20 protein-coding genes and 1 other annotated feature are annotated in these 23,736 nt (G+C 40.6%); of the genes, 17 read left to right on the plus strand and 3 right to left on the minus strand.

All coding sequences use genetic code 11. The features are described 5' to 3' along the window. Positions 1-550: 550 nt before the first annotated feature. The 3 genes from ileS to AC1Z3K_RS04540 all read left to right on the plus strand — a co-directional run bounded on the left by ileS (position 551) and on the right by AC1Z3K_RS04540 (position 5,103). Positions 551-3,340 carry an isoleucine--tRNA ligase gene (gene ileS / locus AC1Z3K_RS04530; protein ID WP_426080899.1) on the plus strand — a complete coding sequence of 930 codons (2,790 nt, stop codon included), beginning with the start codon at positions 551-553 and terminating at the stop codon, positions 3,338-3,340. Between the two features lie 184 nt (positions 3,341-3,524). Continuing rightward, positions 3,525-4,304: a MerR family transcriptional regulator gene (locus AC1Z3K_RS04535; RefSeq protein ID WP_461731977.1), complete on the plus strand. Its 780-nt coding sequence runs from the start codon at positions 3,525-3,527 to the stop codon at positions 4,302-4,304. 67 nt (positions 4,305-4,371) lie between these two features. Then, the gene (locus AC1Z3K_RS04540) at positions 4,372-5,103 is read left to right on the plus strand and encodes a CPBP family intramembrane glutamic endopeptidase (protein ID WP_461731978.1); all 732 of its coding nucleotides are present in this window, start codon (positions 4,372-4,374) and stop codon (positions 5,101-5,103) included. A gap of 174 nt (positions 5,104-5,277) precedes the next feature. Here the strand turns inward: AC1Z3K_RS04540 and zwf are convergent, their stop codons facing one another. Beyond that, positions 5,278-6,798 carry a glucose-6-phosphate dehydrogenase gene (gene zwf, locus AC1Z3K_RS04545; RefSeq protein ID WP_461731979.1) on the minus strand — a complete coding sequence of 507 codons (1,521 nt, stop codon included), beginning with the start codon at positions 6,796-6,798 and terminating at the stop codon, positions 5,278-5,280. A 15-nt stretch (positions 6,799-6,813) separates the two neighbouring features. Further along, complete coding sequence (gene efaR, locus AC1Z3K_RS04550; protein ID WP_426080895.1) at positions 6,814-7,461, minus strand: transcriptional regulator EfaR; 648 nt, start codon at positions 7,459-7,461, stop codon at positions 6,814-6,816. 250 nt (positions 7,462-7,711) lie between these two features. Between efaR and gltB the strand changes: the two genes are divergently transcribed. The 11 genes from gltB (at position 7,712) to hisE (ending at position 20,646) form a co-directional block, all read left to right on the plus strand. Next, entirely contained in the window at positions 7,712-12,217 is a 4,506-nt protein-coding gene (gltB, locus tag AC1Z3K_RS04555) for a glutamate synthase large subunit (protein ID WP_461731980.1), read from the plus strand. A gap of 1 nt (position 12,218) precedes the next feature. After that, on the plus strand, positions 12,219-13,664 hold the full coding sequence (locus AC1Z3K_RS04560; protein ID WP_461731981.1) for a glutamate synthase subunit beta: 1,446 nt from the start codon (positions 12,219-12,221) through the stop codon (positions 13,662-13,664). 290 nt (positions 13,665-13,954) lie between these two features. Then, positions 13,955-14,190 (plus strand) — a binding site (T-box leader). Next, on the plus strand, positions 14,167-15,438 hold the full coding sequence (gene hisZ / locus AC1Z3K_RS04565; protein WP_461731982.1) for an ATP phosphoribosyltransferase regulatory subunit: 1,272 nt from the start codon (positions 14,167-14,169) through the stop codon (positions 15,436-15,438). (Overlaps the previous feature by 24 nt.) After that, on the plus strand, positions 15,431-16,066 hold the full coding sequence (gene hisG / locus AC1Z3K_RS04570) for an ATP phosphoribosyltransferase (protein WP_426081151.1): 636 nt from the start codon (positions 15,431-15,433) through the stop codon (positions 16,064-16,066). The genes hisZ and hisG overlap by 8 nt, the downstream gene beginning before the upstream one ends. Before the next feature lie 2 nt (positions 16,067-16,068). Beyond that, positions 16,069-17,361 (plus strand): histidinol dehydrogenase, encoded by a 1,293-nt coding sequence (gene hisD, locus AC1Z3K_RS04575; RefSeq protein WP_461731983.1) that lies wholly within the window; start codon positions 16,069-16,071, stop codon positions 17,359-17,361. Next, positions 17,358-17,942, plus strand: coding sequence for an imidazoleglycerol-phosphate dehydratase HisB (gene hisB / locus AC1Z3K_RS04580; protein ID WP_461731984.1), 585 nt, complete (start codon positions 17,358-17,360; stop codon positions 17,940-17,942). The genes hisD and hisB overlap by 4 nt, the downstream gene beginning before the upstream one ends. Beyond that, the gene (gene hisH, locus AC1Z3K_RS04585) at positions 17,943-18,569 is read left to right on the plus strand and encodes an imidazole glycerol phosphate synthase subunit HisH (protein WP_426080889.1); all 627 of its coding nucleotides are present in this window, start codon (positions 17,943-17,945) and stop codon (positions 18,567-18,569) included. It begins immediately after the preceding gene. Then, positions 18,547-19,269 carry a 1-(5-phosphoribosyl)-5-[(5-phosphoribosylamino)methylideneamino]imidazole-4-carboxamide isomerase gene (gene hisA / locus AC1Z3K_RS04590; RefSeq protein WP_461731985.1) on the plus strand — a complete coding sequence of 241 codons (723 nt, stop codon included), beginning with the start codon at positions 18,547-18,549 and terminating at the stop codon, positions 19,267-19,269. Before hisH ends, hisA begins: the two co-directional genes overlap by 23 nt. Further along, positions 19,263-20,021 (plus strand): imidazole glycerol phosphate synthase subunit HisF, encoded by a 759-nt coding sequence (hisF, locus tag AC1Z3K_RS04595; protein WP_426080887.1) that lies wholly within the window; start codon positions 19,263-19,265, stop codon positions 20,019-20,021. The genes hisA and hisF overlap by 7 nt, the downstream gene beginning before the upstream one ends. Then, positions 20,018-20,338, plus strand: a complete 321-nt coding sequence (gene hisI / locus AC1Z3K_RS04600; RefSeq protein ID WP_426080886.1) for a phosphoribosyl-AMP cyclohydrolase — start codon at positions 20,018-20,020, stop codon at positions 20,336-20,338. Before hisF ends, hisI begins: the two co-directional genes overlap by 4 nt. After that, positions 20,335-20,646 carry a phosphoribosyl-ATP diphosphatase gene (hisE, locus tag AC1Z3K_RS04605; protein WP_461731986.1) on the plus strand — a complete coding sequence of 104 codons (312 nt, stop codon included), beginning with the start codon at positions 20,335-20,337 and terminating at the stop codon, positions 20,644-20,646. Before hisI ends, hisE begins: the two co-directional genes overlap by 4 nt. 231 nt (positions 20,647-20,877) lie before the next feature. Here the strand turns inward: hisE and AC1Z3K_RS04610 are convergent, their stop codons facing one another. Continuing rightward, positions 20,878-21,285 (minus strand): DUF4828 domain-containing protein, encoded by a 408-nt coding sequence (locus AC1Z3K_RS04610; RefSeq protein WP_426080884.1) that lies wholly within the window; start codon positions 21,283-21,285, stop codon positions 20,878-20,880. Between the two features lie 257 nt (positions 21,286-21,542). Between AC1Z3K_RS04610 and AC1Z3K_RS04615 the strand changes: the two genes are divergently transcribed. From AC1Z3K_RS04615 to sfsA, 3 genes are all read left to right on the plus strand, one after another. After that, positions 21,543-22,013: a helix-turn-helix domain-containing protein gene (locus tag AC1Z3K_RS04615; protein WP_461731987.1), complete on the plus strand. Its 471-nt coding sequence runs from the start codon at positions 21,543-21,545 to the stop codon at positions 22,011-22,013. A gap of 401 nt (positions 22,014-22,414) precedes the next feature. Next, on the plus strand, positions 22,415-22,810 hold the full coding sequence (locus tag AC1Z3K_RS04620; protein ID WP_461731988.1) for a VOC family protein: 396 nt from the start codon (positions 22,415-22,417) through the stop codon (positions 22,808-22,810). 130 nt (positions 22,811-22,940) lie between these two features. After that, on the plus strand, positions 22,941-23,657 hold the full coding sequence (gene sfsA / locus AC1Z3K_RS04625) for a DNA/RNA nuclease SfsA (protein WP_461732066.1): 717 nt from the start codon (positions 22,941-22,943) through the stop codon (positions 23,655-23,657). Positions 23,658-23,736 lie beyond the last annotated feature (79 nt).

Genomic DNA, 23,736 nt, shown 5'->3' on the forward strand with positions numbered 1-23,736 from the left:
AGCTAATGACAGTGCAAGATTAGCAGACCCTGTTGCCGGAAAGATCCTCTATTTGTTTTCAAGTTTGAATATACAGTAAAGCTTGACGGCTGATTCCGTTACCAATCAACAGAGGGAACTGTTTTAAGTTTTTGTCATAAGAGACAGTTCTAAATTTGGGTGGTAACGCGAGCACTTTCGTCCCTTGGGATGAAGGTGCTTTTTGCTGTGAATCACAATGAACGAAGTGAATTGATGATGAACAGCAGTAGGCGACGATTGGAGCGTAGTAACCTCTGTAAGAATCACAATGAACGAAGTGAGTTGATGATGAACAGCAGTAGGCGGTTATAAAAAAGTTATTGTTTTCATTCTGCTAGGCTAGCCTTAGCAGCTGTTACCTAAACGATTGAGTAGTGAACCGATAATTGAAGTCATTTATAAAATTTTATACTTCTTACTAGGACGTATCTGAAAGCTCCAGATTTGATTGAAGCTTTCAGATACGCCCTAAAGAGATAAATTTTTACATATAGACAGCAGTAATACATTTGAAAGTGAGGAAGTAAAGATGAAAATGAAAGATACCTTACAGCTTGGAAAAACAGCTTTTCCAATGCGCGGCAATTTGCCAAACAGAGAAGTTGATTGGCAGAAGGATTGGGAAGAAAAAGAAATTTATGAAAAAAGACAACAACTGAACGAGGGAAAACCAACATTTATTCTTCATGATGGACCACCGTATGCAAATGGAAATATTCATCTGGGTCATGCGTTAAATAAAATCAGCAAGGACATCATTGTTCGTTCTAAATCAATGTCTGGTTACCGTTCTCCATATGTTCCCGGATGGGACACACATGGTTTGCCGATTGAACAAGTTCTGACTAATAAAGGAATTAAAAGAAAAGAAATGTCTTTAGCAGAATATCGGAAAAAATGTGAAGAATATGCACGTTCACAGGTAGATACACAACGGGCTGATTTTAAGCGTCTTGGAATTGGCGGCGACTGGGATCATCCTTATATCACATTAGAGCCTACCTATGAAGCAGCAGAAATCCGTGTGTTTGGAAAGATGGCAGAAAAAGGCTATATTTATAAGGGCTTGAAGCCAATTTATTGGTCTCCGTCCAGCGAATCATCCTTAGCGGAAGCCGAAATTGAATACAAAGATGTTAAATCTGCTTCAATTTATGTAGCATTTAAAATTGTAGATGGAAAAGGCCTGCTTGATACAGATACTTCATTAGTCATCTGGACGACAACTCCATGGACGTTGCCTGCAAATCTGGGTATTTCTGTAAACGCGGATTATAAATACGCTGTAGTTAAAGCCTATGGAAAAAAATATGTCGTAGCTAAAGATTTAGTAGAGCAAGTGAAAGAAGCTATCGGCTGGGATGAAATTGAAATTGTTGATACTATTGATGGAAAAGACATGGAATATATGACTGCTCAGCATCCATTTTATGACCGTACTTCATTGGTTATGCTAGGCGACCACGTTACATTGGAAGCTGGTACAGGTTTAGTTCATACTGCACCAGGGCATGGTGAAGATGACTATATTGTCAGTAAAAAATATAATCTTGATGTTTTATCACCTGTTGACAGCCGCGGTGTATTTACAGAAGAAGCACCAGGATTTGAAGGAGTTTTTTATGATAAAGCAAATCCGATGATTACAGCACTGCTAGACGAGAAGGATGCATTATTGAAGCTGGACTTCTTCACTCATAGCTATCCTCATGATTGGCGTACTAAAAAACCAGTTATTTACAGAGCTACTCCGCAATGGTTTGCTTCAATCGATAAATTCCGTCAGGACATTCTTGATGAAGTTGAAAAAGTAGACTGGATTATTCCATGGGGGAAAACACGTCTTTATAATATGATTCGTGATCGTGGTGATTGGGTTATCTCCCGTCAGCGTGCTTGGGGTGTTCCGCTTCCAATCTTTTATGCTGAAAACGGAGAAGCAATTATTACACCAGAAACGATTGAACACGTAGCTAATTTGTTTGCTGAGCACGGTTCAAATATTTGGTATGAAAAAGAAGCAGCAGATTTACTTCCAGAAGGCTTTACTCATGAAGGCTCCCCAAATGGAACCTTTACCAAAGAAACAGATATTATGGATGTTTGGTTTGATTCTGGTTCATCTCATGAGGCTGTATTGCGTCAGCGCCCAGAGCTAAGCTTCCCGGCAGATATGTATCTTGAAGGCTCGGATCAGTACCGTGGCTGGTTTAATTCAAGTATTACAACAAGTGTAGCAATTAATGGTGTTGCACCTTATAAAGCCGTTCTTTCTCAAGGATTTACCCTAGATGGTGAAGGACGCAAGATGAGTAAATCTCTTGGCAATACAATTTTACCTGAGAAAGTAATCAAGCAGATGGGTGCAGATATTCTGCGTCTTTGGGTGAGCAGTGTAGATACTGAATCAGATGTGCGGGTGTCAATGGATATCTTAAATCAGGTTTCAGAAGTTTATCGTAAAATTCGTAATACTATGCGCTTTCTGCTAGCTAATACCAGTGATTTTGATCCAGCTGAACATAGTGTTTCTTTTGAAGATCTTCGTTCAGTAGATAAATATATGACGGTTCGCTTAAATCAGGTAATCAAAGAAATCCGTGAAAAAGGTTATGAAAAATACAACTTTATGCAAATCTACCGTTCTGTTATGAATTTCCTAACAGTTGATCTATCTGCGTTCTATTTAGACTTTGCCAAAGATGTTGTTTACATTGAAGCGGAAAATGATTATCAACGACGTTGTATGCAGACTGTTTTCTATCAAACAGCTGTTGCGCTGACTAAATTATTAACGCCAATCATCCCTCATACCTCGGAAGAAATCTGGAGCTTCTTAAAAGAAGAGGAAGAGTATGTGCAATTAGCTGAATTCCCTGGCTACGAAGAATTTTCTAATCAAGATGAATTGATGGATGTCTGGGCTGCCTTTATGGACTTTAGAGATGAAGTTCTGAAAGCTTTGGAAGAAGCACGAAATTCTAAGCTGATTGGTAAATCATTAGAAGCCAAGGTAACGGTTTATCCGAATGAACAGGTACGTCAGCTTCTGACAGCGGTAGATGCAAATGTAGCACAGCTGCTGATTGTTTCTGAGTTTGAAATTGCGGAAGCTACAGCTGTAGCTCCTGAAACTGCTGTTGTCTTTGACGATATGCGTGTGGCTGTGGAAGCAGCAGCAGGAGAAACCTGTGAACGCTGCCGGTCTGTTAGAACAGATGTTGGTACAGATGAAAAACTACCGACACTGTGCGGACGTTGTGCCAAAATTGTAGAAGAAAACTATGAAGAAGCTGTTGCAGAAGGTTTTGAAGGATAATTACAAGCTTAAGTCTACTGAGAGAGAATCTTTACTTGTAGCGTATAGCTACAAATAATGGTGACTAATTTAGAGTAAAAGCGTAATGGTTGAAATACTCTTTCAAAAAAGTGTTTGTTCAAATTTAAGGAACTGTGACATAGTCATGTGACTAATGGCACAGTTCTTTTTTTATAAAAAGGAAGTGATCGGAATCTACTCTATCGGACAAGTAGCTGCTTTTCTTGGAATTTCAAAGGATCAGCTGCGTTATTATGAGAAGAAAAAAGTATTTGTTCCATCTCAAAATCGGAAAAATCTTTATCGGGAATACACATCGGAAGATATTGATAAAATTCTGGCAATTGATTTCTATCGTTCTCTCGATCTTGATTTTAAGACAATTACACAAATTAATAGTCAAACAGACTTAGAGGAGCTTGGATTTATCTTAGAAGAAAAGCAAAAGAAATTAGCAGCTGAAATTGAGAACTTAAGAGCCTCACAAAGGCAGATTGAAAAAATCCAGCAAAAGCTGGTGGATATAAAGCAGCACTTACATCGCTATTCGATTAAAAAATTTCCAGCTCAGAAAATAGTTGGAACATTTTCTGATTTTCGTGCCTATGAAGAATTTTCAATTGTTCGTGAAGTGGCTGAGGAAAGAGCAAAGCTTACACAGCTAAAGCGTTTTCTTTCCTTTGATGATACAGGTGTAACCGACTCTCAAATGCTGATTACGAAGCTTGCTGAGCACACAGATACAGTGGATGTTCTTTCTTTTAACGATTGTGTGTACACAATTATCGAAGATGGAGGAGAACAGTTGGATGTGATGGCTCAGATTTTTAGTAAGACGCAGAAGTATATGGCAGATAATGGCTTACGACCTATTGGGAAAGCAATTATTGGACTCTTGCTTCTGGCAAATGAAAACAATAAAACTAAATCTTATTTAGAAATATACGTTCCTTACCATTCTTAAAAAATTTTCTTGACCTTAGGACTGTCCCATAGTTTAAGGTTGAATTATAAGATTGGAGAGGATAAAAATGAATGATAATCAACAACTAAAAAATATTGGACACTTAATTTTCCTGCATCTTTTTCCAGGACTTCTGACAGTTCTGTGTCAGCTACTGCTGATTCGCTCAGGTCTTTTAAGAGGAATGCCCAATGTGTTTATACTTGCGACTGCTGGTATTATTGGAATTATCGGATGGGAAGGAGGATACCTTTGCTATCAGTCTAAAAAAGAGACTGGCAGCTGGAATTTTCTTAAGATTATGGGCTTTCGCACGGAGAAACGAAATAAAAAACTGATAGTCTACGGAGTAGGATTATTTATGTTTTTGGGAATTTGCTTCACTATCTTTAAACCCTTAAGCATTTTGCTTCTAGATACCATTTTCAATTTTATGCCAGCTGAATTTCAATTGAATCAATCATTGACAGGTTACTCAAAACCAGTAATTATTGCTGTACTGTTTGTTTATATCTTTGTTTTTGCAGTATTGTATCCAATAATTGAAGAGTTTTATTTTAGAGGATTTCTTCTGAATAGGATGAAATGGCTGGGAAATCGAGGTATAGTCTTAAACACTGTACTGTTTGCCTGCTATCATTTCTGGTCCCCATGGCTGATTATTACCCGGATTATCGGTCTGCTGCCGCTCTATTATACCGTTTCAAAGAAACATTCCTTGAAGCTGGGAATTATTGTTCATTGTTTGGCAAATACCACAGATATTTTTCCAATACTTAGTTTATTAGGACGTGTCTAAAAACTAAAAAATAGAACTTGAAATAAAATCAGAAATTCTCTGTTTTTTATTTCAAGTTCTTTACTCTTATTTAGTTTTTTGTATCGCTAGTACAATTTGCAGTTGAAGCAAAAGTTGAATAGGAAAACAGCTTTAAGGGCGCACATCATTCTGTCCCATCCCCGTGTTATTTACTTACTCTAATTTTCCACGCTCGCGATACCAGATATCCGGTTCCCAAATCCATTGGAAGCCGTCCGCTTTCAATAGGTCAAAGGCTGATTTTGGTCCCATTGTTCCAGCTGAATAATTTGGGAAGTCAACAGCTGTTTTATCCCAAGCTTGGCGAATTATATCCACAATCTTCCATGACTGTGCTACTTCATCCCAATGTGAAAAATTCGTTCCATCTCCATTTAAACCGTCTAATAAAAGTTTCTCATATGCTTCAGGGCTATTGCCGGTTACCTCAGCGCTATGACGAAAATCAAGCTTAACTGGATCAGTTTTGAATCCTTGGCCGATTTCCTTTCCATTTAGCGTCATTGAGAAGCCTTCGGTTGGCTGAATATAAATTGTTAAAACATTTGGTGGTAGGTCGTTCTTTTCTTCGCAGTGTTCAATATCATCCTTAAACACATTAATAGGTACTTGCTTGAAGACAATGTTTATGCGGGTACCCTTTTCAGTCAGTCGTTTTCCAGTCCGAATGTAGAAAGGAACGCCAGACCAACGGAAGTTATCAATATAGAATTTTCCAGCTGCGAAGGTTTCAGTCTGAGAGGCTTCTCCAACATTCGGTTCTTCCCGATAGCCGGCAAAGTCCTGATCGTCAAGGCTGCCAGGTCCATATTGCCCGCGGACAAAGTTTTTTAAAGCCTCTTCTTCATTATAAAGTCGGATTGCTTTCAGAGCTTTAACCTTTTCAGCACGTATTTCTGCTTCGGAAAAGGTAACGGGAGGTTCCATTGCAAGTAGCGCAAGGACTTGTAAAATATGGTTTTGAACCATATCCTTCAGAGCACCGCTGTCTTCATAATAGCCGCCGCGGTCTTCCACACCCAAGCTTTCTGCAAAAGTAATTTGAACATTATCAATATAGCGGTTGTTCCACTGCGCTTCAAAAATATTATTGGCAAAGCGGATAGCGGAAATATTTTGAATCATTTCTTTGCCGAGATAGTGGTCAATCCGAAAAATATCTTTTTCAGGAAAGACCGCACGAATTTCTTCGTTTAATTTATAGGCAGTTCCATAATCTGTACCAAAAGGCTTCTCAATAATTAGACGGTCAAAGCCGTTTTCGGTTAAGATTTTTTGTGATTTCAGATGTTTGACGATTGTTCCGAAAAACTGCGGCGCCATTGCTAAATAATAGATACGGTTGCCTTCCAGCTGATATTTCTGATCCAGTTCATCGGATAAACGCTTCAATGTATCATAATGCTCTGTATCGTTCACATTGTGTGATTGGTAATAAAAATGACTGGCGAAAGCATCTGCTTCTTCTTTTGTTGGCTCTAGAGCTTCGATTGTTTCCCGAACGATGTCCCGGTAATATTCATCAGACCATTCTCGGCGGGCGGTACCAATAACTGCAAAATGTTCACCAAGATTTCCTTTTTTATAGAGTCGAAAAAGAGAAGGGTACAGCTTTCTTTTGGCAAGATCTCCCGTCCCTCCAAATATTGTAAACAGTGCGACATTCTCGTTCATTATGTTCCTCCCTTTCTATAATGGATCAACAAAAATTGTACTGGCTGCTTTATAGCTGACAACCAGCGTTTTGTCTGAATTACTAATAGTGATTGGACCTTCGTATGCTGCAATTTCGTCAATCCTATATTCTTCGTGGATATTTAAATTGATAGAGACTAAATAGTCCAACAGCTCTTTTTCATCAAGAACCCGGGCAATTTGGATATGGGTGCCCACAGGATAATCAGTGAGTGTCTGATGCTTCGCTTCATGTACCGGCTGACCTGCTTCAGGAATTACGCCTCCATGAGGACAAAATTTTGGATGATTCAAGTAATCAGATAAGCGATCAGCCAAAGTTTTTGAAGTCACGTGTTCTAAAACTTCAGCATCATCATGGACTTCGTTCCATGAATAATTTAGGTGTTCAACCAGAAAAACCTCCCACAAACGATGTTTTCGAATGAGAGTGCTGGCTTTTGTCAGACCAAGCTCTGTCAGCTGTACACCCTGATAAGGTGAGTGATGAACCAAACCTTCTTTTACAAGCTTGGAAATCATTTCACTGACAGAGGCAGCTGATACATTTAAGCCGGAAACAATATGTTTATTGTTGATTTTATTTTCATCTCCGCCTAATTCGAAGATAAGTTTTAAATAATCTTCTCGATTTGGTGTCATATTTTTCATCCTTTCTCAGGAACCATCAAAAACAGTTTATCAGAAAAGCTTCTTTTTGACCATTTAATAAGATATTAATCTTGAAAAGTTCAGGAAAAGTTCTTCTCTTTTCAAAAATTCATTGAATTAATAAGGTTACTAGCGTTATTTTTTCTGAAATTTTCACTATACTATTGTAAAATCAAAAAGAAACGGTTAAACTATTAGGAAAAAATTAGAATTTTCAAACTATTTAAAAGGGATGATGTGAATGGGAAAAAATGCCATGGAAAAGAAGCGCTTGATGTATGATCCTGCTTTTGAAAAAGATGCTTGTGGAATGGGCTTCATTGCACAAATCGATGGAATTGCTTCCCATCAGCTAATTGACAATGCTCTGACAATGCTGGAGCGCATGAATCATCGGGGCGGTACAGGTGCAGAGCCTGATACAGGAGATGGTGCCGGAATTTTAATGGCTATGCCGGATACCTTCTTTCAAAAGAAAGCAGCTGCTGAACAAATTGCACTGCCGGATAGACAGGAATACGGAGTAGGTATGTTGTTTCTTCCGCAGGAGGAAACAGAAAAGCATGAACTGCTGCAGTCATTGAAACATGAAATTACAGCTGCTGGTTATCGTGTTGTTTGGGAGCGGGATGTTCCCTTTGCCTTTGAATACTGTGGTCCGGGTGCTCAAAAAGTTATGCCGGGCATTGTTCAGATTTTCATTGAAAAACCTATTGACGTTAAAACAGGAAGAGAATTTGAGGACCGTCTTTTCCTACTTCGCAGAGAGCTGGAAAAAATCTATTCATCTGACGAACTGGCAATCTGCAGCCTTTCTTCAAAAACAATTGTTTATAAGGGAATGCTTCATGCCTATCAGGTGCGTTTGTTTTATCCAGATTTACAGGATAAAACGTTGGAAAGCAGCATCGCCCTTATTCATTCCCGATTTTCTACCAATACATTTCCAAGCTGGGACCGGGCACAGCCTTTTAGATTCTTAGCTCATAATGGTGAAATCAACACTTTAAGAGGTGCAGAGAACTGGATGCACAGCCACCACATTGATGTTTATAATTCGGAAAATTCAGATTCTGCAAAATTAGAAAACTGTATGGAACACTTGTACCGAAATGGTCGGGATATTCCTCATGCTCTGATGATGATGATTCCAGAGGCGTGGTCAAAAGAAGCAAATTTGAAAGAAGAAATTGCTGCCTTTTATGAATATAACTCCAGTTTCACAGCACCATGGGATGGACCAGCAGCGCTGTGTTTTACGGATGGAGAAATGGTGGGGGCAGCACTTGACAGAAATGGTCTGCGGCCTTCCAGATACTCGATTACAAAAGATAATTATATTGTCGTAGCCTCTGAATCAGGGGTTGTTGATCTTGAGCCTTCAAGAGTTATTGAAAAAGGGGTTCTCGGACCAGCCAATATGATTCTAGTGGATACTATTGCTGGAAAGTTTTATCGTAATGATGAAATTAAGGAACGGTATGCAGGAAAGCATCCTTACCGGGAATGGCTTGACGAACAGCAGCTGACAATCGAACAGCTGACTGAAAGTGAAGAGGTCTTCAAACCGCTGTCGGAAAAAGAGTTGAATCGCTTGTGGAAGCTCAATGGCTATACCGATGAAATTATCCGGATGACGATTCTACCGATGGCTGAAAATGGAGAAGAACCCGTTATTTCTATGGGCTATGATTCTCCCCTTGCAGTCTTAAGCGAGAAGCCTCAGTCGTTGTTCACCTACTTCAAACAGCAGTTTGCTCAAGTGACCAATCCGCCTATTGATGCAATTCGGGAAAAACTAGTTATTGGAACAGAAATGTTCTTAGGACGAGATGGAAATCTTCTGGTTGATCATAAAGAAAATTGTAACAAGCTGAAGATTGAAAGTCCGGTTCTGTCTACAACTGATTTCCTGAAAATTCAAACATTGGATAGCCGAGGTCAAAAAAGTATGGTTCAATCCATCAATTACTCTTTAGCTCCAGAAGTTCCCAATCGTATACAGCGGGCATTGGAGACAATGTTTAAAGAAGTCGAGGAAAAAATAGATAATGGTGCTACAATCATTATTTTGTCTGATAGAGAATGGGGGAAAGGAAAGCTGGCCATTCCGATTCTGCTGGCGGTTTCTGGTCTGCACAACTATCTTGTAGAACAAGGAAAAAGAGGGCTAGCATCAATAATCGCTGATTCTGCTGAAGTAGCAGAGGTTCATCACTATGCTATGCTGATTGGCTACGGAGCAAGTGCTATTCATCCTTACGGAGCTTATGAAACGCTAAAGGACTATCACTTAACTGATAAAATTGAAAAATACCGGCAGGCAGCAGAAAAAGGAATTGTTAAAGTCATGTCCCGGATGGGAATTTCCACAGTTTCGGGGTATCATGGTGCGCAGCTTTTTGAAGCTGTAGGCTTGTCTGAAGATGTTATCAATCAATTTTTTACAGGAACAGTTACCCGAATTGGCGGCTTGTCTCTGAATCAGATTGAAAAGGAATATCTGGCTCGCCATGAAGCTGCATACGGAGAAAAAGAACAGGATTTTCTTCCTTCAGGAGGCAGTTTTCAATACAAGGCAGATGGAGAGCATCATTTGTTCAATCCTCAAACCATCTATAATTTTCAACAAGCAGTACGCTTGGGGGATTACAGTTTATATAAAAAATATGCAGCACAGCTTAATCAAGAGGAGATAGACACACCAACTACTCTGAGGTCAATGTGGACGTTTACAAGTGAGCGTGCTCCAGTAAAGCTATCAGAGGTTGAGCCAGCGGAAACAATTGTGAAACGATTTAAAGTGGGGGCGATGAGCTATGGCTCCTTGAGTCAGGAAGCTCATGAGTGTATTGCTGAAGCCATGAACCGAATTGGGGCAAAATCAAATAGCGGTGAAGGCGGTGAAAACCGTAATAGGTTTAAAGCAAAAGCAAATGGTGTAAATTTAAATAGTAAAATTAAGCAGGTTGCTTCAGGTCGTTTTGGAGTGAATGCCGAATATCTAATGAGTGCCGAAGAGCTTCAAATTAAGATTGCTCAAGGCGCAAAACCTGGAGAAGGCGGACAGCTGCCGGGAAATAAGGTATTTCCATGGGTAGCAGAAATTCGCGGTTCGACACCTGGCGTGCGGCTGATATCACCGCCGCCTCATCATGATATCTATTCAATCGAGGATTTGGCCCAGCTTATTTATGATTTGAAAGCGATAAATCCATATGCTCGAATTAATGTAAAATTGGTTTCCAGTACAGGTGTGGGAACGATTGCTACAGGAGTAGTAAAGGCAGGAGCAGATGTAGTTGTTATTTCAGGCTATGACGGTGGTACAGGAGCTTCACCAAGAAATTCTGTCAGAGATGCTGGACTGCCATGGGAGATGGGGCTTGCGGAAGCACATCAGACCTTGTCGTTAAATGAGCTGCGGCAGCGGATGACATTAGAAACAGACGGTAAGCTGATGACCGGACGCGATGTGGCAGTTGCTGCTTTATTGGGCGCTGAGGAATATAGCTTTGCTTCATTAGCGCTGGTAGCAGTCGGCTGTGTGATGATGCGTGTTTGCAGCCTCAACACATGTCCAGTAGGAGTTGCTACTCAAAATCCAGCATTACGGAAATTTTTTGCCGGCAAACCGGAGCATGTGATTAATGGGATGATGTTTATTGCTGAGGATCTGCGGGAACTGATGGCAGAACTAGGCTTTCGAACGATTGATGAAATGATTGGTCATACAGAAATATTAAAGCCAAAATTCGTAGCGAAAGGAAAAGCTAAATCTTTAGATTTTTCAAGAATCCTCGGAAATACAATGGGAATTGAAAGAAAATGCGAAGATCCATTTCAGGAAAAACGCCAGTGGAAAGAGCTGGATGCTTTTGCAGGAGCAGCAATCAAAAATAATCAAAAAATATATGTGGAAGAGACAATCAACAACGTCAATCGAACCGTAGGGGCTCGAATGGGTGGCTGGATTGCAGAGCGTTTTGGTAATTATGAGCTGGAGCCTGGGCTAATTACGTATCATTATAAAGGCATTGCCGGTCAGAGCTTTGGTGCATTTATCACTCAGGGCATGGTGCTGAAACTGACGGGAGAGGCTAATGATTATGTAGGTAAGGGTTTAAGCGGCGGACGGCTGATTATCGTACCGCCGGAGGATGCTGGCTATCAGGCTGAGCATTCACCGATTGTCGGAAATGTAGCATGCTTTGGCGCCAACCGCGGAGAAGCCTATTTCAGAGGAACAGGCGGCGAACGCTTCTGTGTTAGAAACAGTGGAGCCAAGGTTGTCGTTGAAGGTGTAGGGGATCATGGCTGTGAATATATGACTGGTGGTGTAGCCGTTATCCTTGGACAGACTGGCCGTAACTTTGGTGCAGGGATGTCCGGTGGTGTAGCTTATGTTTATGATCCAGAGCAGCAGTTTGCAGGAAAATGTAATATGGAAATGATTGAATTATTCCAGCTGGATGAATCAGGGGACGATAGTATATTGAAAGAGCTGATAGAAAAGCACAATGAGTATACGGAGTCTGAAAAAGCACAGACTATTCTGAATGACTGGGAAACTGAACGAAAGCATTTTGTTAAAGTGTATCCAAAAGAATACCATGAAATGGTTAACGTTACTGAAAAATTCCGTAATGAGGGATTATCTGGAGATGAGCTGCTGAAGACAGCATTTGAAGCAGTTGTTGGCGCTCAGACAGCTCCGCCAAAACCCACTGTAAAGGAGCGTGATTAGGATGGCTGATCCATTTGGATTTTTAAAATATTCTCGTAAAGAAAACCCTTATCGGCCTGTTGCCGAACGAATCAATGATTGGGAAGAACTACAAGTTCCACTGCCGGAAGATGAACGGCAGGAGCAGGCAGCACGATGTATGAATTGCGGTATTCCTTTTTGTCATACAGGTGTTTTCTATGGCGGCAAACGTGCGGTTTCCGGTTGCCCTAATGATAATTTAATTCCTGAATGGAATGATTTGGTTTACCGTGGAGAATACAAGAAAGCCTGGGAACGTCTAAGTAGAACAAATCCCATTCCGGAAATGACTGGCCGGGTTTGTCCAGCTCCCTGTGAAAAGTCTTGTACAGAAACGTTGAATGGTTCTGGTGTAGCCATTCATGATAATGAACGGTTTATCATTGATACAGCCTTTGAAAATGATTGGGTCAAACCTACTGGATTGCCGAAAGAAAAAACAGGCTTCAAAATTGCTGTTATCGGCAGTGGACCCGCTGGGTTATCCGCAGCATGGCGTTTAAATCAGTTAGGACATGAAGTAACTATTTATGAACGCTCAGACCGCTTTGGCGGCTTGCTGATGTATGGTATTCCCAATATGAAACTGGATAAGAAGGTCGTTCAGCGTCGGATTGATGTGATGAAAGAGGTGGGGATTGCCTTCATAGGAAATACAGAAATTGGGGTAGACCTTTCAGTTGAAGCCCTGTACCAAATCTTTGACCGCGTGATTGTAGCAACTGGCGCCAGTGTACCGAGAGATTTAAAGGTAGCAGGCCGAGAGTTTCAAGGAGTACAATTTGCTGTTGATTATTTAACAGAGGCAACAAAAGATGTTCTGAAATATGGTACCGAAGCAAACAGCAAAAAACTGGAAGGGAAGCATGTGATTGTTATTGGCGGCGGCGATACAGGAAATGACTGTATTGGCTCTGCGATTCGGCAAGGCTGCGCTTCTGTTAAGCAGCTTGAAATTACTCCTAGGATGCCCCATGACAGAACCGAAGCAAATCCTTGGCCTGAATATCCTTTTGTGGATAAGAAGGGCTACGGACAGGAAGAAGCCGAAGCGGTTCAGAAAGAAGCTCTGACTCTCTATCAGACCTCTACAACTGCCTTTATTGGTGCAGAAAGAGGACAGGTTATCGGTTTGGAAACAGTAGAAGTTGATCAGGCATTTCAGCCCATTGCTGGAACGGAAAAGACATTAAAGGCGGATTTAGTTCTGCTGGCAATGGGATTCACCGGACCTGAAAAAAGTCTGTTAGATCAGTTCAATATAAATGAAGTTTATGATGACTATACAACAAATAATGAACGAGTTTATGTCGCCGGTGATGCCAAACGCGGCCCGAGTCTGGTTATCTGGGCGATTCGTGAGGGTCGTCTGGCTGCTGAAAATGTGGATAAAACATTGCGGTCGTTAATTGCACAAGCTCAGTAAAAAACTGACAGAGAATAGAAGACAGTCAAGAATAAAATCAAGTAGGAGTCAACTATAGAAGTGGTTTGTACTGATAAATGAAAAGCAGCTTTCGTAAACTACTTTTCAATTTTATGGCTCTCAACTCATTTCTCAAAGCTCAATATTTTTGTTTCCATTCTGTTGTAAGTATTTCTATGCTGTTTTCTAGAGGGACAATAAAGGTTTTTATTATTATGGTTTTCGCTTGTAGCCTATTGACTATCGTTATGATTCATGGTAAAGTTTTTAGAAATAAATGAGAATATGATGAAAAAATGATGATCAGAATAGTAGATAGTATCAATGACTTTAGAGAGTTTCCGGTCGGTGAGAGGAAATAGTTGTTTACTATTGAACACGCCTGTAAATTATTTTTCTGAATCAATGTAGGAAAAATCGGGGATTGCCCGTTATCGCTTTTAGTCACTTGACTAACAGAGGTTTCTGCTGTGAAGCAGAAATGAATCTGAGGTGGAACCACGTGAAAAAACTTCTCGTCCTCTTGGCTTATTTGCCAAGAGGACTTTTTGTATACAGTAAGAATAGAAAGGATGTGGGTGCTGTGAAATGGAATAGAAGTCTCCCGTCAGGCACTAAAGACCGGTTGTTTCGGGAAGCAAATGGTGCATATCAGCTAGAGCAGCAGTTGAATCAAATTGTTCAGAGGAGAGGGTATCAACGTATAGAAACGCCCCTGATTGAGTTTGAAGATGTTTTTCAGGCTGATGATGGAGAAGGGCTGCTCTATCGCTTTTTTGACAAACAGGGGCGCCTGCTGGTATTACGTCCGGATATGACTATGCCGATTGGAAGAGTTGCTGCAACTGCAGGTATTCATCCGCCTTTGAAGCTTTCTTACAGCGGTAAGGTATTTCGCTTTAGCGATGAAATGTCTGGCGAGCAAAATGAACTGACGCAGGCTGGAATTGAGTTAATCGGCTTTGCTTCTTCAAAAGCTGAATTAGAATGTATTGCCTGTGCAGTCGATATTCTGAATACGTTACAAATTCCTAATTTCCATTTTGAATTAGGACATGCCGGAATCTTTAGAGAAACTGCTTCGTTTCTAAAATTAAATATTGAAGAAAAAAGAACATTAAAGGAATTACTAAACAATAAAAATTTAAGCGGTTTAAAAGAGTTTATCCAGCAGCATCCTAGCGAACTGAACGATTTTATTCAAAGACTGCCTAGGCTATTTGGAAATAGCGAAGAAGTATTTACTGAGGCACAGAGGCTATTGCCGGCGGATACAATCATTAGAGAAATAATTCTGGAAATTAAGCATATGGCACAGTTGATTCAGAAAAATCTTGGGATTGAAGTGACGGTTGATTTAGGCTCAGTTGCTTTGATGGATTACTACACAGGCATATTATTTAATGGATTCGCGGATATGATTCCAGATGCCTTTCTAAGAGGCGGACGTTATGATCATCTGGTTGAGCAGTTTGGCCATGATCGAATTCCGGCGGTGGGTTTAGGAATAAATTTGGATACATTGGCGGCTCTGCAATATCGGCTGGGCATTCTGGCAGAATTGAAGCAGCCAAGAATCTTAATTCATGCAGATTCGGAAGATTTCACTATGGCTGAGGAGCTGGTAAAAAAAGAACCAGATGCAGAGCTGTCTTTATTCGATACTTGGGAAGAGGCGCTGAGCTATGGAAAAATGTGGCACTACGAAGAGCTGATTCTTATCAAGGATAAAAAGCAAACCAGAGTGAGGATAGGTGATGCAGAAGATGAGTAACTTAACAATTGCCCTAACAAAAGGCCGATTGGAGCAGCAGACACTAACACTTTTTGACGAAGCGGGTATTGATGTATCCTTTATGCAGCAGAAACAGAGAAAGCTGGTTTTTAACAGTCCAGATGGTTCGTTAACCTTTCTCCTTGTAAAGGCTGTAGATGTCGGAACCTATGTGAGGCATGGTGTTGCTGACCTTGGCGTGGTTGGAAAGGATGTCTTGCTTGAGCACCCGTCCGGCTGCTATGAAATGCTGGATTTGGCTATTGGAAAATGCAAATTTTCTGTAGCCTCAACTGCTGATTATCAACCCTATGATCATAAAAGAAAAAGAATTGCGACTAAGTATCCAGTCATTGCCTCGAATCATTTTCGTTCAAAAGGTGAAGATGTTGAAATCATTAAAATAGAAGGATCTGTAGAAATAGCTCCAGTATTAGGACTAGCCGATGCGATTGTCGACATTGTTGAAACAGGTACAACATTGAAGGAGAATGGATTAGAAATTTTTGAAGATATTTGTTCGATATCTGCCCGCATGATTGTGAATAAAGCAATGCTTAAAAGAAAAAGACAAGAAATATTCCAGCTATTTCAGCAGCTGGAAGCAGTGATTGGAAAAGAGGGATGAACATGAAGTGGATTATCGGAACAAAAGAAACGGTCTTAGATGGACTGAAACAGGATAGTCAGACTAAACAATCCGCTGACCAGCAAATTGATCAGCAGGTCAAAGTGATTATTGATCAGGTAGCAGCTAGGGGGGATACTGCGCTAAAAGATTATTCTCGGCAGTTTGATCAAACCATAGTGACTGAACTGGAGGTTTCAAAAACAGCGTTGAAGAATGCTTATCAGGAGCTGGACACAGATGTGAAGAAAGCTTTGGAACGAGCGAAAGAGAATATTATCAGCTATCATAAGAAGCAGAAGCAGCATGATTTTATGGACACTGAAAAAACAGGTGTTTTTCGCGGGCAGCTTGTTCGTCCGTTGGATCGAGTAGGCGTATACGTTCCCGGTGGTACAGCAGCTTACCCGTCTTCGGTATTGATGAATGTTTTACCTGCTAAAATCGCTGGAGTAGAAGAAATCATCATGGTCACCCCGCCTTCTCCTGACGGCGTTCCGGCAATTATTCTGGCAGCGGCTGAGATTGCTGGAGTTGACCGGGTTTTTCAGGTAGGTGGTGCTCAGGCAGTTGCTGCTCTGGCTTATGGAACGGAAACAATTCCAAAGGTAGATAAAATCGTAGGACCTGGAAATGCCTATGTTGCCGCAGCGAAAAAACAGGTTTTTGGCACTGTAGGGATTGATATGATTGCCGGACCTTCTGAAATTGGTATTTTAGCAGATAATCAGGCTAATCCAGCCTTTATCGCAGCGGATTTACTTTCACAGGCAGAGCACGATTCATTAGCACGCACCTTTTTAGTAACTAATTGTGAACAGCTGGCAAAGAGTGTAGAAGAGGAGATAGCCGTTCAATTAGCTGACTTACCGCGAAAAGCAATTGCAGAGCAATCGATCACAGCGCATAGCTGGCTAATCGTAGTGACCTCAGTTGATGAAATGTTTGAGGTTATGAACGAAATCGCACCGGAGCATTTAGAAGTGCAAATGACAGACCCTATGCAGTATCTTCAAAAAATCAAACATGCCGGATCAATTTTTCTAGGTGCGTACACCTCAGAGCCTGTTGGCGATTATTTATCCGGAACGAATCATGTACTTCCAACCAGTGGTACAGCAAGATTTTACTCTCCCCTTGGTGTGTATGATTTTGTAAAATATAGTCAGGTAAGCTACTATACAAAGGATGCGTTGGCAGAGGTTAAAGATGATATTGCTTTACTGGCGCGAAAGGAAGGGCTAGAGGCTCATGCCCGTGCTGTAGAATACCGTTTCAAGGAGGAAAACAAATGAGAACAGCAAGTTTGAAACGTACAACGGCAGAAACACAAATTGAACTTACTTTAAATCTGGATCAGCAGGAGCCAGTGGTAATTGATACTGGAGTTGGCTTTTTTGACCATATGCTGACCCTGTTTGCCCGTCACAGCCGAATGTCGCTAGAGGTTAAAGCTGTCGGAGATCTTGATGTGGACAGTCATCATACAGTTGAAGATGTCGGGATTGTTTTGGGTCAGTGTTTAAGAGAAGCATTGGGAGACAAGGCGGGAATTAACCGATATGGAACCAGCTTTGTACCAATGGATGAGACACTGGGCATGGCTTCTTTGGACTTAAGCGGACGGTCTTTCTTGGTATTTGACGCAGAGTTTGATAACCCTAAGCTAGGAGCCTTTGATACAGAGCTGACAGAGGAATTTTTTCAGGCACTGGCATTTAATGTTCAGATGAATCTGCATCTAAAAATTCTGCATGGAAAAAATAGCCACCACAAAATTGAATCGCTATTCAAGGCAACAGGACGTGCCCTGCGGGAAGCTGTTACTTACAACGCAGAAATTCATGGTGTTAATTCAACGAAAGGAACGCTGTAAATGATTGTTATCATTGATTACGATACAGGAAATACCTTAAATGTTCAGAAGGCATTGAACTATGTAGGGCTGGAAAATAAGCTATCAGCCGATGCTGTTGAAATATTAGCAGCGGATGGACTAATCCTCCCAGGAGTTGGTGCATTTTCACTCGCAATGGCTGAATTGGAAAAACGGCAGCTGACAAGCGTTATTAAAGAGGCTGCAGCTAACGGAACGCCCATCCTAGGGGTTTGTCTAGGGATGCAGCTGCTGTTGGAAGGCAGTATGGAAAATGGCTATACTGCAGGATTAGGCCTAATCGAAGGGATTTGTGAAAAGATCCCTCAGGAAAAAGACTTTCCAGTTCCTCATATGGGATGGAATGAGCTGATGATTACAAAAGAAACACCCTTAACCAAGGAAATGTCTGGTGAATATGTCTATTTTGTTCATTCCTACTATGCAGATTGTGATCCGGATACGATTGATGCTTTGGTACAGTATTCTTTAAAAGTTCCGGCAATGATTTCACAAGGACACATTTACGGTACTCAATTTCATCCTGAGAAAAGTGGAGCGATTGGGTTGAAAATACTAAAAGGGTTTAAGGAGGTAGTGGATCATGTACGTTTTACCGGCAATTGATATTCGGGAAGGAGCAGCTGTCCGATTAGTCAAAGGTGATTTTTCTAAAAAGACAGTTGTAAATGAAGATCCCTTGGCCCAAGCAGAGATATTTAGAAAAGCTGGCTGTCAATTTCTTCATATTGTTGATTTGGATGGTGCTCTTGCAGGAAACACTACCAATGCTGCTCTGATTGAGAAGATAAAAAGGGAAACTGGATTACCAGTAGAAGTTGGCGGCGGTATTCGCTCAATCGAACAGGTGAAGAAGTACGCTGAGCTAGGTATTGATCGAATTATTATCGGTTCTGCAGCACTAAAAGACCCTGACCTCGTCAAGGAAGCAGTCCAAAAGTACGGAGAACAGATTGCTGTCGGAATTGATGCCAAGCATGGAAAAGTAGCTGTCAGCGGCTGGCTGGAGGTTAGTGAGACGGATTATCTGAGTATGGCACAGGAAATGGCGGCAATTGGTGTAAAGACACTTATTTATACCGATATATCGAAAGATGGAACGTTAACAGGTCCCAGCTTTGAGCACTATGAAAAGCTGTTGTCTGTAGTTCCTCAGGTGAATATAATCGCTTCAGGTGGTGTCAGCAGTAAAGCTGATTTAGAAAAGCTGGCAGCTATTGGTGTCTACGGAACAATAGTTGGAAAAGCCTACTATGAGGGACGAATTACGCTGGAAGAAATGCAGGAGGTGGCAACTGGATGCTGACAAAGCGAATCATCCCATGTCTGGATGTAACCGATGGGCAGGTGGTTAAGGGCGTCAATTTTGTTAACCTGCAGAGTATTGGCGATCCTGTAGAAATTGCCCGGGCATACAATGAACAGGGAGCGGATGAACTGGTCTTTCTGGACATCACTGCTACAAGCGACGAACGCGAGACGATGGTAGAGGTAGTTGAGCGGACTGCTGCGGAAGTCTTCATTCCTTTAACTGTCGGCGGAGGTATCCGCTCTATTGAAGACATGAAGCGAATGCTTCAGGCTGGTGCAGATAAAATATCGCTAAATTCTGCAGCTATCAATGAGCCCGATTTAATTAGACAAGGTGCTGAAAAATTTGGTTCTCAGTGTATCGTGACTGCAATTGATGGAAAAAAGGCGGCAGACGGCAGCTGGCATGTCTATACGAAGGGTGGAAGAGAAGATACTGGTTTGGATGTGGTGGCATGGGCTAAAGAAGCAGTTTCACTTGGTTCGGGAGAAATACTGCTGACAAGCATGGATGCAGATGGAACGAAAGAGGGCTATGATTTACCGATGCTTCAAGCGGTTTGCGAGGCTGTTACGGTTCCTGTAATTGCTTCGGGAGGCTGCGGCAGCAGTAGGGATATCTTGGAAGTTTTTGAAAAAACTGGTGTAACTGCTGCTCTAGCAGCCAGTATATTTCATTATGGAGAAGTAAAAATCCCTGATTTAAAAGCGTATTTAAGCAGTGAAGGAGTGAGTATTCGTTTATGAAACCAGATTTTTCTAAAGGACTAATCCCTACTATCATTATAGAAGAACAAACAAATGAGGTATTAATGTTGGCTTATATGAATGAAGAAAGCTTTAATAAAACACTGGAAACAAAAACCACATGGTTTTATTCCCGCTCAAGGCAATCATTATGGAATAAAGGCGAGACGAGCGGTCATACCCAGAAGGTAAAGAGTATTCAGACGGATTGCGACAAAGATACACTACTGATTAAGGTGGAGCAGATAGGTCCTGCCTGTCACACAGGAGCACATAGCTGTTTCTTCAATGTGATTCTTGAGGAGGAAAATGAATGATTGAAGAACTTTATGCCGAAATAATGGAACGAAAAGCACAACAAAAAAAAGGTTCATATACCAGCTACTTGTTTGAAAAGGGTTTAGATAAAATTTTGAAAAAAGTCGGAGAAGAAGCGACAGAAGTCATTATTGCTGCAAAAAATGAACCAGAGGAGCTGATTAGTGAAACGGCAGATTTGGTTTATCATATGTTGGTTTTATTGGCGGAGAAGGATATCCCTTTAGAAGCAGTAATGAAGGAGCTGGAGCAGCGTCAGGGGAAATTGAGTGTAGTGAAGGATCGAAAGACGATCGAAGATTTATAAGTTAATTTATAAGTTAAATAAAGAAACGGGTAAGAAGTGTTGAATATTGGAATCACGCAGGATATTCTTAAAATGATAGTGAAGGAGAATGTTTTTTGACTAGAACTTGAAATCTAATCGTTCATAACAGTTCTTCCTGTCACTTTTCATGATAAACTAAAAAAGAAAGTAGAGGGTAAATTCATTGACAGCCGAATTTACCCTCTACTCTTAGTATAATTATTTTTATAATTAATTTTCTTTTGAATCTGTTAATTTTTCCATAGAGGTGACCTTTTCTAATAGATATGTTCGGTCATCAGCTTCATCATAGAGCGTATAAGGCTGATTATTTCTTGTTTCAACAATTAAATGAAAACCATAGGTATCCTGAACAACTAAACGCTGTATATTCCATTCAACTAATGAATAAGTAACTGGTTTGCCGTCAATCATAATATTCAGTTTCTCGTCAATGGCTAGCTGATGCTGGGTAGCTTTGCCCTGATTAATAAACCACCACTTCCCTTGAAAGAGAGTGATCAAATCAGAAGCCGTTTGACTAGCCTCCTGTTTCTTCTTTTTATTTTTAAATAACAATGAGCTGGCAAGTCCAGTCACTACAGAAGCCCCCAATAGAAAAGACCAGTGTTTCTTCATTACCCAACCTCCCGTTTTCTTTTAATCATAGCATGAATTAAAAAAATTAGGGTTGGAAAGCACTGATTGTTATCGAAATTTAACGAAGGTTAACGAAGTTTAACATAGGTTAGGGAAAATTAAGTACGAAGAGCTTGTCAGATTACAGATTAAAACTGGCTTTACGAAATGAACAGTAAGAAATCACTGCGCAACGCTTAGAGTTGCGTTACTTTTTTTTGTCATTAGCATATGGTAAATGCAAGGAGGTAATACAAATGGAAATACATGAACAAATAAAAGAGAAGAGAAAAGAGCTGGGATTAACTCAGCAGGAAGTAGCTGACAAGGTATTTGTTACTCGTCAGACCATCTCAAAATGGGAGCTTGGCAAAAGCCGACCGGATTTAGTTTCTTTAAAACTACTCGGCGAACAGCTGCAAACTGATTTTCTAAAAAATGATTCAAAGGAAAAGGGGAAACAAGGGATGAAAATAACATGGAAAGATATTTTAATGACAGCAGTTTTTGGTATTTTCTTTTTACCGGTTCGCTTACTGATTACGTATCTGAAACCTAAAGTTACACAACCAATTGTAAAATACGCGCTGTTACCTTTTGTGATAACGGCTGGAGTACTATATATGCGTTCTTTAAACGAGACAGCATTTTTTGCAGTTGGAGGAATGCTTATCTGCCTGTATTATCCAATTGCCGGCTATTACTTTAAAGGCACAAAAGAAAGCTAGTTAAAAAAGGATATTATTGACTCCTGACTGCAAGTGTCTGGGTACTAAACCAAGTTCCCAGACTTTTAGTGTGCCTAAATTTAATTAAACGGCGGTACAGAAGTAATTTCTTCGGAAATAAGCCAAGCTTTTTTTTAAATTTGTAAAGCACTAGGCGAGAATCAGTCAACATCGAGGGTCTCACATTTGTGTTTCCTGTCGTTTTAAGAAAAACTTGCTTACTTGCTGAGAACAAGAGTAAGATACGAGCTGATGTTGAACAGTATCTACCTGGTTCTCAAGGCTCAAGAAACTTCTATTCGAGTCTGTTGTTGTGTCCTAATATCAGCTTATTAGATGCTTTTTGCAGACACAGAAATATGATATGCTTCGAAGGAGTGAAAAAAGAAAGGAAGCTGAAGATGAAAAAAACAGTCCATCACTTGTGTATTCAGACAAACAATTATCGAGAGTCGTTGGCATTCTATCAGACTCTGGGCTTTGAAGTGAAATTGGAAACACCTGATTTTCATGGGAGAGATTACAACAGCTGGCTGTGTTTGAATGACTTTTATATCGAGCTGCAAACTGGCAAAAAGGCAGAGCAGCTGCCTAAAAGTCAAAATTCGGAAGGCATTGCTCATTTTTGCCTATGGGTGGCGTCCCTTGAAGCAGCAGTAGACGAGCTCAGTAAGTATCAGGACTCGTTTATTCAAAAGGAAGGCTTGGTTATTTATCAGGTAGCCAAGACAAGATTGTGCAAACTTTATGCACCTGAAGGAACTATTATTGAGTTAAGAGATTCAAAAGGTATATAATAGGAGCATAAGATTAACTGAATGTCTTTAGATAGTTGATTTATATACTTGCTTAGTGAAGATCTGATAAGACTAATTTGTCTAAGGATTGCAAACTATGGTATTGTGGTGAAGAAGAGGTGTTTTGATGATAGTCTATCCAGATGTACATCTGGCGCGGTTTATTTGTCGGCCCAATCGCTTTATTGCTGAATGCCGCATGATCGAAACAGGCGAACAAGTGACGGTCCATGTTAAAAATACAGGACGGTGCCGCGAACTGTTTTTGCCTGAAGTGGAGGTAGCCTTAAGCTATCAGCCGTCTCCTAAAAGAAAAACAGCTTATGATTTGATTGCTGTAAAAAAGAATGGTCAGTGGTTTAATATTGACAGTCAGGTTCCTAATGCACTGGCGGCCCAAGGGCTAAAAGAGGGGATGATTCAGCTTCCTGGATTAACAGGACAAATGACTTTAGTGAAGCGTGAAAAAAAGTATGGCAATTCACAGTTTGATATTTATGTTGAAACAAGCACAGAGCAGAAAGCTTTCATTGAGGTGAAAGGGATGACTTTGGAAAACAGCCGATTAGGCTCCTTTCCCGATGCGCCTACTTTGAGAGGGCTGAAGCATGTAAATGAGCTGAATAGAGCAATTAGCGAAGGCTATCAATGCTATGTATTGTTTGTGATTCAATTTGAACAGGTTGACAAAGCAACGATTAACACAGAGATGCAGCCTGCGCTGACAGAAGCTATTGAAGCCGGTCAAAAGCTGGGATTAAATGTTTTAGCCTACAACTGTGAGGTTACACCCGAAACGATCCGTGTACTAAAGGAAATTCCTTTTGATCTATATGAATCCTTTTGACTATTCATTACAGGAAAAGTAATCTACAAAGCAAAGGGATGGAGTCAGCTTTCATGTATTTAATAGGATTCATATACAT

The organism is Enterococcus sp. LJL128, from assembly GCF_056924295.1.

Bases quoted from the DNA above. Each gene is read 5' to 3' on its own strand.
- gltB (WP_461731980.1), top strand. From the start codon at position 7,712: ATGGGAAAAAATGCCATGGAAAAGAAGCGCTTGATGTATGATCCTGCT.
- AC1Z3K_RS04610 (WP_426080884.1), bottom strand. From the start codon at position 21,285: ATGAAGAAACACTGGTCTTTTCTATTGGGGGCTTCTGTAGTGACTGGA.
- efaR (WP_426080895.1), bottom strand. From the start codon at position 7,461: ATGACACCAAATCGAGAAGATTATTTAAAACTTATCTTCGAATTAGGC.
- AC1Z3K_RS04560 (WP_461731981.1), top strand. From the start codon at position 12,219: ATGGCTGATCCATTTGGATTTTTAAAATATTCTCGTAAAGAAAACCCT.
- hisH (WP_426080889.1), top strand. From the start codon at position 17,943: ATGATTGTTATCATTGATTACGATACAGGAAATACCTTAAATGTTCAG.
- AC1Z3K_RS04540 (WP_461731978.1), top strand. From the start codon at position 4,372: ATGAATGATAATCAACAACTAAAAAATATTGGACACTTAATTTTCCTG.
- hisA (WP_461731985.1), top strand. From the start codon at position 18,547: ATGTACGTTTTACCGGCAATTGATATTCGGGAAGGAGCAGCTGTCCGA.
- hisI (WP_426080886.1), top strand. From the start codon at position 20,018: ATGAAACCAGATTTTTCTAAAGGACTAATCCCTACTATCATTATAGAA.
- hisD (WP_461731983.1), top strand. From the start codon at position 16,069: ATGAAGTGGATTATCGGAACAAAAGAAACGGTCTTAGATGGACTGAAA.
- zwf (WP_461731979.1), bottom strand. From the start codon at position 6,798: ATGAACGAGAATGTCGCACTGTTTACAATATTTGGAGGGACGGGAGAT.
- ileS (WP_426080899.1), top strand. From the start codon at position 551: ATGAAAATGAAAGATACCTTACAGCTTGGAAAAACAGCTTTTCCAATG.
- AC1Z3K_RS04620 (WP_461731988.1), top strand. From the start codon at position 22,415: ATGAAAAAAACAGTCCATCACTTGTGTATTCAGACAAACAATTATCGA.
- AC1Z3K_RS04615 (WP_461731987.1), top strand. From the start codon at position 21,543: ATGGAAATACATGAACAAATAAAAGAGAAGAGAAAAGAGCTGGGATTA.
- hisE (WP_461731986.1), top strand. From the start codon at position 20,335: ATGATTGAAGAACTTTATGCCGAAATAATGGAACGAAAAGCACAACAA.
- hisF (WP_426080887.1), top strand. From the start codon at position 19,263: ATGCTGACAAAGCGAATCATCCCATGTCTGGATGTAACCGATGGGCAG.
- hisG (WP_426081151.1), top strand. From the start codon at position 15,431: ATGAGTAACTTAACAATTGCCCTAACAAAAGGCCGATTGGAGCAGCAG.
- hisB (WP_461731984.1), top strand. From the start codon at position 17,358: ATGAGAACAGCAAGTTTGAAACGTACAACGGCAGAAACACAAATTGAA.